Source organism: Xanthomonas translucens pv. cerealis, from assembly GCF_006838285.1.
In the GTDB taxonomy this organism is placed as follows: domain Bacteria; phylum Pseudomonadota; class Gammaproteobacteria; order Xanthomonadales; family Xanthomonadaceae; genus Xanthomonas_A; species Xanthomonas_A cerealis.
This window is the reverse complement of the sequence record NZ_CP038228.1, coordinates 4,614,920-4,622,198: the sequence shown is the minus strand read 5'-3', so window position 1 is coordinate 4,622,198 and position 7,279 is coordinate 4,614,920. Positions and strand designations below refer to the sequence as shown.

The window sequence follows — 7,279 nt, the reverse complement described above, 5'->3', positions numbered from 1 at the left end:
GCTGGCGCGCACCGAGCGCAAGTCCGGGCGCGGCTACCACGGCTTTGTGGTCGATGCCGACCCGTCGGTGACGCTGGAAGAAGATCTGCAGCGGCGCGACTTCACCATCAACGCGATCGCCCGCGACGAGGACAGCGGCGCGCTCGTCGATCCGTACGGCGGCGTGCGCGACATCGAACGGCGCGTACTGCGCCACATCGGCCCGGCCTTCGGCGAAGACCCGCTGCGCGTGCTGCGCGCAGCGCGCTTCATGGCGCGGCTGGCGCCGCTGGGTTTCAGCGTGGCGCCGGAAACCCTGGCGCTGATGCGCGCGATGGCGGCCAGCGGCGAACTGGACACGCTGGTGCCCGAGCGCGTGTGGCAGGAGCTGCGGCGCAGCCTCGCATCGGCACAGCCCTCGGCGTTCCTGCGCACCCTGCACGACGCCGACGCGCTGCGCAGCGTGCTGCCGGAACTGGAGGCGCTGTACGGCGTGCCGCAGCGCGCCGACTACCATCCCGAGATCGATACCGGCCTCCACCAGGAACTGGTCAGCGACATGGCCGCGCGGCTGGCGCCGGGCGACGCGCTGATCGGCTTCGCCGCGCTGACCCACGACCTGGGCAAGGCACTGACCCCGCAAGCGGAATGGCCGCGACACGTGATGCACGAACAACGCGGCGTGGCCCCGCTGCGCGCGCTGTGCGAACGCCTGAAACTGCCGCAGGAGCACCGCCAGCTGGCCGAGATCGCCTGCCGCGAGCACTTGAACGTGCATCGCCTGGCCGAACTACGCGACCGCACTGTGCACGAACTACTGCAGCGCTGCGACGGCTTCCGCAAGCCCGAACGCATCGCGCAGCTGGCGCTGGTGTGCGAAGCCGACAAGCGCGGCCGCCTCGGCAGCGAAGACGCCGACTACCCGCAAGGCCGCGCACTGCAGCGCCTGCACGCCGCGGCGCTGACGGTCAACGCCCGCGATCTGGCCGCGCAGGGCCTGAGCGGCCCGCAGATCGGCGAGGCGCTGGCGAAGGCGCGGATCGCCGCGATCGCTGTAGCGCGCAGCAAGACAGCAAACTGAAGTAATTGCGAAGAAAAGCGAATAAAGGCGTTTTTTCAACGATAAAGCCCAAGCGGCGCATTGACCATGATAATTCCATCACAATACGCTAGACGGCATTAAAAGGAGTCGTTGAAATCCGAGCGATAGCCAGCGTTTGAATTTCACTTCTTATTCCACTCCGAAGGGCTGAAATGAAAAAATACTTAACTCCCGTCGCAGTGGGAATTTCTATTCTTTTTGCTGCAATCTATTTTTCCGCATTTCACCTAAAAAAAATAAACAATGAAACCCATCCAGACAAAAAGAGCGCTGACCTAGAGATTTCACCCGACATCCAAAATACAGAAAAAAATAAATTTGATTCAGGCAATGCCAACCAAATCAAAGCATCGCGCTCCACAGAATATTACCTGAAATTCGAAAGCATAAAACACAAAGCAACCGAAGGGGATCCCAAAGCGCAGTTCGAGTTATCTAAAATTTATGGCCGATGCTTTCCGGTAAGTGTTTCATCAACGAAATTCTTATCCGGCATAAAAGCCATGGCTGCCCAGGCCGGCAATGCTGCAAGCGCCATGAACGCAACGGCAAAACGCATTGCAGATGACTGTGCATTAATCGAAGGGGGATCAATAATTCCACTCGAAGCACAGATAGAATGGCTGAAAGCAGCTGCCGCATCAGGAGATATTTCCGCAAAAATAAAATTGCGCAATATATACCCTGCCGAATCGAAAGAAAATATATCCGAACTGATAAATGAATCCATAAAAAGCAAGGATCCCGAAGCAATATTCGAACTCAGAGAGTTACTCTCACAACCACAGGAATCGGACCTTGGAGAATTTGAACCGGTTTCCGGCGATGCCATATCAGCATATGCCTGGGGCATCGTTGCATGCCAAATGGGTGCGGAATGCGGAGCTGAATCTGCGATCGTTGGTGGGTATTGCTTAAACGGTGCTTGCGGCTCCAATTATGAGCAATTGGTTCGCAATTATTTACTACCGAACGACGCAACAAATAAACTAAACAAAAAGATAGATTACATTAACCGCATAATTAGATAAAATGGGGATTTTGATATGCACACTGCAAAGCGCACTTGACTTTCCATCTTTCTGTTGACCGCAAGCCTTACAGCAATAGCAGCAATCGTTAGCATAGACTCAAGAAAGGCACCATATAATCAAGTAGCTCCGGCGCAAGGGGTCGGCGCATCTGATATTCCCGAAGTACGTCAAGCTGGCATGTTGGGCTTGCTAGGAATGTATCGAATTCCCAAAGGCATTACTTTATTGCAGAATAGATCTATTGCGAAAGTAATCTGGAATGATGATTCCACTGAAAAAACAACCATCGTTTGCCAATCGTGCACACCATGTGTACACCCCATTCCTGGCTCTTTGACGCGTGGCGGTTACGGTGGTGGTGGTGGTGATCTATCGCCAGGCTGCATCGGCAACTGCGGTGTTGTGACTGTCGGTCAGCCGTGACCAACGCATAGTCAACTATAAAATCAATCCGCCTGCATATCTAGCGGCTTACACAGGAACCACGCCCACTTAATCCGCGCATGCGCGGATTAGTTTTTGCCTGCACTCAAGATATATGCTTGGTGCATCCAGGCTACTCCACCGCCCCCGCGATCCAGGTCTGCCGCACTTGCAGCGCGTCGTCGAGCAGCACCAGGTCGGCCTGGTAGCCGGGTGCGATGCGGCCGTAGCGATCGTCCAGACCCAGGCATTGCGCCGGATACAGCGAGGCCATGCGCGCGGCTTCGTCCAGGCTCACGCCCAGCCACTGCACGCTGTTGCGGACCGCGCTGGCCATGTCCAGCGCCGAACCGGCCAGCGCGCCGGCGGCATTGCGCACCACGCCGTCCACCGCGGTGATGGTTTCGCCGTACAGGTCGAAGCTGGGGCTGTCGGCGCCGACCATCGGCATCGCGTCGGTGACCAGGAACAGCGTGCCGCGCGGTTTGGCCGCCAGCGCCACGCGCAGGCTGGCCGGGTGCACGTGCACGCCGTCAACGATGATGCCGCACCAGGCAGCGCGGTCTTCCAGCGCCGCGCCGACCACGCCGGGATCGCGTCCCTGCAGCGGCGACATCGCGTTGTACAGATGGGTGAAGCCGCACACGCCCGCATCCAGGCCGGCGCGGATCTCGTCGTAGCTGCCGGCGGTGTGGCCGGCGAACACGCGCGCGCCGGCGCCCGCCAGGGTGCGGATACTCGCGGCCGGCAACCGTTCCGGCGCCAGCGTGATCAGGGTGACGCCGTTGTCCAGCGAGGTGGCCAGCGCCAGTTCGGCGGCATCGGGCACGCGGAACTTGTCCACGTTGTGGGTGCCCTTGCGCGCCGGCGCCAGGTACGGCCCTTCCAGGTGGATGCCGAGCACGCCCGGCACGCCTGCGGCGATGGCCTGGCGGGTCGCGGCGATCGCCGCGCGCATCACCTCCAGGTCGTCGCTGATCAGCGTCGGCAGGTAGCCGGTGGTGCCGTAGCGGCGATGCGCCTGGCCGATGCGGCGCAGCGCGGCGACGTCGGTGCTGTTGTTGAACAGTACGCCGCCGCCGCCGTTGACCTGCAGGTCGATGAAACCCGGCAGCAGCGTGCCGCCGCCCAGGTCCAGTTGCGTCGTTGCCGCAGCCGCGCGCGCGTCGCCGTCGTCGAGCACGGCGGCGATGCACCTACCGTCCAGCAGCACGCTCACGCCATCGAGGAAGCCGTCCTCGCCGAGCACCCGCGCATTGCGCAGCGCCGTCGTCGTCATTACACCGTCTCCGTCACTTTGTTCAGATGCGGCGGCAGGTCCGGGTTGTAGCCGCGGCGCAGCGCCAGCGCGTTGATCGCGCGGTAGAAGCTCTGGATGGTCAGCAGCGGCGCGCACACCGGGTGCGGCGCGGCGACCAGCGGCAGATCGCCGTCGGCACTGGCCAGCCATACCTGCGCGCCGCGGCCGCGGAATTCCTCGGCCAGGCTGCGGGTGCCGGCGCCGGTGTCGTCCGGCTGGGCGAAGGCCAGCACCGGGAAGCCGGGGCCGACCAGCGCCATCGGCCCGTGCCTCACTTCCGCCGAGCTGTAGGCCTCGGCATGCAGGCCGCAGGTTTCCTTGAACTTGAGCGCCGCCTCCTGCGCCGCGGCCAGGCCAAGGCCGCGGCCGAGCACGAACAGGTTGTGCGCATCGACCAGGCCGTCGGTGAGCGGGCGCCAATCGGCCTGCCACGCGGCACGCAGCGCCTGCGGCAGCGCGTCGAGCGCGGCGAGCAGCGCCGCATCGTTCTTCCAGTGCGCGCCGAGCTGCAGGATCGCCGCCAGCGACGCCAGGTAGCTCTTGGTCGCAGCCACGCTCTTCTCCGGGCCGGCGCCGAGCGCGATCACCGTGTCGGCCAGCTGCGCCAGCGGCGAATCCTCGACGTTGACCAGCGCCACCACGCGCGCGCCGGCGGCCTTGGCGGCCTCGGCGTTGCGCAGCAGGTCCGGGCTCTTGCCGGACTGCGAGATCACCACGTACAGCGCGCCGCGCAACTGCAGCGGCGAGGCGTACACCGAGCCCACCGACGGCGAGGCCGAGGCAGTGACCACGCCGAGCTGGGTCTCGAACAGGTACTTGGCGTAGGTCGCGGCATGGTCGGAACTGCCGCGCGCGCAGGTAACCACGAACGGCGGCGGATCGGCGCGCAGCGAAGCGGCCAGCGCGCTCACCACGTCATGGTTGCGGGCGAACTGCGCGGCGACGACGTCAGCCGTTTCCGCGGCTTCGCGGAACATCAGGGTTTCGGTTTCGGTGGGCAATGCCATGGGCAGGGTCATGTCGGATCGGGGGAAGGAGGGCGGCGGGAATGCGGCTGCATCGGCGCGGTGGAGCCGCGCACCACCAGCTGCGGCACGAAGCCCTGGTTGTGCATCGGCGCCGGATGCTCTTCGTAGGCGTCGCTGCGCAGCTGGCTGATCAGCAGCCGTGCGGCGTGGCGCGCGATGTCTTCGGTGGCCTGCTTGGCGGTGGTCAGCGCCGGCCACGACTGGCGCGAGAACGGGCTGTCCTCGAAGCCGGCGATGGACAGGTCGTAGGGCACGTTCATGCCCGCCGACTTGGCCGCGGCCAGCACGCCGGCGGCGATCTCGTCGTTGGAGCCGAAGATCGCGGTCGGCGGCTCGCGCAGCGCCAGCAGCCGCCGCGCGCCGCGGAAGCCGTCGTCGAAGGTGTAGTCGCCGGGCACCACCAGGTGCTTGTCCAGGGTGATGCCGTAGTCCTTCAGCGCGGCCTCGTAGCCGGCGTAGCGCTCGCCGCTGGAACGGTGCGAAGTGCCGCCCCACAGGAAGCCGATGCGCTGGTGGCCGAGCTGGATCAGGTGCTCGGTAACCTCGTAGGCGGCGTCGCGGTCGTCGACGTAGACGCACGGGCCGTCCTTCGGATCCTCGGTGGCGGCGATGATGCGCACGGTCTTGATCCCGCGCGCGGTCAGCGCCGCGACCAGTTCGGCGCGCTCGGACATCGGCGCGGTCAACACCAGCCCGGCCAGGCGCGAACGCTGGGTCCACTCGGCCAGTTCCTCGGCCAGCATCGGCGAGGTCGAATCGCAGGGATGGATCTGCAGGCCGAAGCCGGTCTCGCGACACGCCGCCAGCACGCCGTTCTGCACGCCGATGATGTGGTACGGATTTGGGTTGTCGTACACCAGCCCGATCACGAACGGGGTGCCGCTGCGCAGGTTGCGCGCCGACGGATCCGGTTCGTAGTCCAGCTCGGCGATAGCGTGCAGCACACGCGCGCGCGTGGCCTGCATCACCGACGGTTCGTTGTTGATGACCCGCGACACGGTCTTCAGCGACACCCGCGCCCGTTCGGCGACGTCTTTGATGGTGGGTCTACGCATGCTGCGGTCCTGCACGTCGGGAAGTACGCCCATGATGCGCGATCACGCGCGGGCGGAGGCATGACCGGCACGGTGGCCGACCAGGGAATAAAACAGGATGTACAGGTAGCACGGCACCATCAGCAACAGGAATACCAATTGGAAATCGAAGTGCTGCTTCAGCACCGCGAACAGCTGCGGGATGATCGCGCCGCCGGCGATGCCCATCACCAGCAAGGCCGAGCCGATCTCGGTGTGTCGGCCCAGGCCCTTGATTGCCAGCGGGAAGATCGCCGGCCACATCATCGCGTTGGCGAAGCCGAGCGCGGCGACGAAACCCACCGACACATAACCGTGGGTGACGTAGGCGCCGGCCGAGAACAGCACGCCGAGCAGCGCCGAGATGCTGAGATAGCGCGCCTGCGAGATCAGCGTGGGAATCAGCAGCAGACCGGCCACGTAGCCGGCCAGCATCGCCGCCAGGGTGTAGGAGGTGAACAGCTTGGTGTGGTCCAGCGGCAGGTGGAAGCCGTTGCCGTAGGTGCCGATCGCATCGCCGGCCATCACTTCCACGCCCACGTACACGAACAGGCACAGCACGCCCAGCCACAGGTGCGGGAACTGCAAGATGCTGGTCTTCTGCGCAGGGCTGCCGGCACCGACCGGCGCGGCGTTGACTTCCGACGCCTTCAATTCCGGCAGCGGCGAGAACAGCACGCCGATCGCCACCACCACCAGCACGCCGGCCATCACCAGGTACGGCAGGTGGATCTTGGCGGCGAACGCGGTCAGCAGCGCTTCCTTGGCCACCGGCTCGGCGGCCTGCACCTGCGTGGCCAGATCGCCGACGCCGTGCAGCACCAGCGTGCCGATCAGGAACGGCGCCAGGATGCCGGCGATCTTGTTGCAGATGCCCATCACCGCGATGCGCCGCGCCGCGCTCTCGATCGGGCCGAGGATGCTGATGTACGGGTTGATCGCGGTCTGCAGCAGCGCCAGGCCGCTGCCGATCACGAACAGACCGGCCAGCGCGCCGGGATAGAAGCGCTGCGTGGCGAACTGGCCGAACGCCGCCGCGCCCGCCGCCATCACCACCAGGCTAAGCGCCAGGCCCTTCTTCATGCCGGTGCGCTTGAGGATCCACGACGACGGCAGCGCCAGGAAGAAATACGACAGGTAGAACACCATCAGCACCAGGAACGCATTGACCTCGTTGAGGTCGAACGCCAGCCGCACGAAGGTGATCAGCGGGCCGTTGATCCAGGTGAAGAATCCGATGATGAAGAACAGCAAGCCGACGATGGCGATCGAGGCGTAGGGACTGGCAGGCCGTGCGGTGGTCATGGGCGGGCGGGCTCCGGAAAGGCGCGTGGGTCGGT

At 64.4% G+C, this 7,279-nt stretch carries 7 protein-coding genes; 3 read left to right on the top strand and 4 right to left on the bottom strand.

What is annotated here, in order from left to right:
• From E4A48_RS20345 to E4A48_RS20335, 3 genes are all read left to right on the top strand, one after another.
• A partial coding sequence (locus E4A48_RS20345; protein ID WP_142743228.1) for a multifunctional CCA addition/repair protein occupies nucleotides 1-1,060 on the top strand: 1,060 nt, incomplete at its 5' end.
• 173 nt (nucleotides 1,061-1,233) lie between these two features.
• Nucleotides 1,234-2,112: a hypothetical protein gene (locus E4A48_RS20340; RefSeq protein WP_142741639.1), complete on the top strand. Its 879-nt coding sequence runs from the start codon at nucleotides 1,234-1,236 to the stop codon at nucleotides 2,110-2,112.
• A gap of 54 nt (nucleotides 2,113-2,166) precedes the next feature.
• Nucleotides 2,167-2,538 (top strand): hypothetical protein, encoded by a 372-nt coding sequence (locus E4A48_RS20335; RefSeq protein ID WP_142741638.1) that lies wholly within the window; start codon nucleotides 2,167-2,169, stop codon nucleotides 2,536-2,538.
• A gap of 133 nt (nucleotides 2,539-2,671) precedes the next feature.
• On the opposite strand, the gene nagA is transcribed toward E4A48_RS20335, so the two are convergent.
• Genes nagA through E4A48_RS20315 form a run of 4 tightly spaced genes read right to left on the bottom strand, consistent with a single transcriptional unit; the run spans nucleotide 2,672 to nucleotide 7,244 of the window.
• Nucleotides 2,672-3,817, bottom strand: coding sequence for an N-acetylglucosamine-6-phosphate deacetylase (gene nagA, locus E4A48_RS20330; protein ID WP_039006021.1), 1,146 nt, complete (start codon nucleotides 3,815-3,817; stop codon nucleotides 2,672-2,674).
• Nucleotides 3,817-4,845, bottom strand: coding sequence for an SIS domain-containing protein (locus E4A48_RS20325; RefSeq protein ID WP_142741637.1), 1,029 nt, complete (start codon nucleotides 4,843-4,845; stop codon nucleotides 3,817-3,819). The genes nagA and E4A48_RS20325 overlap by 1 nt, the downstream gene beginning before the upstream one ends.
• A gap of 8 nt (nucleotides 4,846-4,853) precedes the next feature.
• Complete coding sequence (locus E4A48_RS20320) at nucleotides 4,854-5,921, bottom strand: LacI family DNA-binding transcriptional regulator (protein ID WP_039008971.1); 1,068 nt, start codon at nucleotides 5,919-5,921, stop codon at nucleotides 4,854-4,856.
• 42 nt (nucleotides 5,922-5,963) lie between these two features.
• Nucleotides 5,964-7,244 carry a sugar MFS transporter gene (locus E4A48_RS20315; protein WP_039006022.1) on the bottom strand — a complete coding sequence of 427 codons (1,281 nt, stop codon included), beginning with the start codon at nucleotides 7,242-7,244 and terminating at the stop codon, nucleotides 5,964-5,966.
• Between the last annotated feature and the right edge of the window lie 35 nt (nucleotides 7,245-7,279).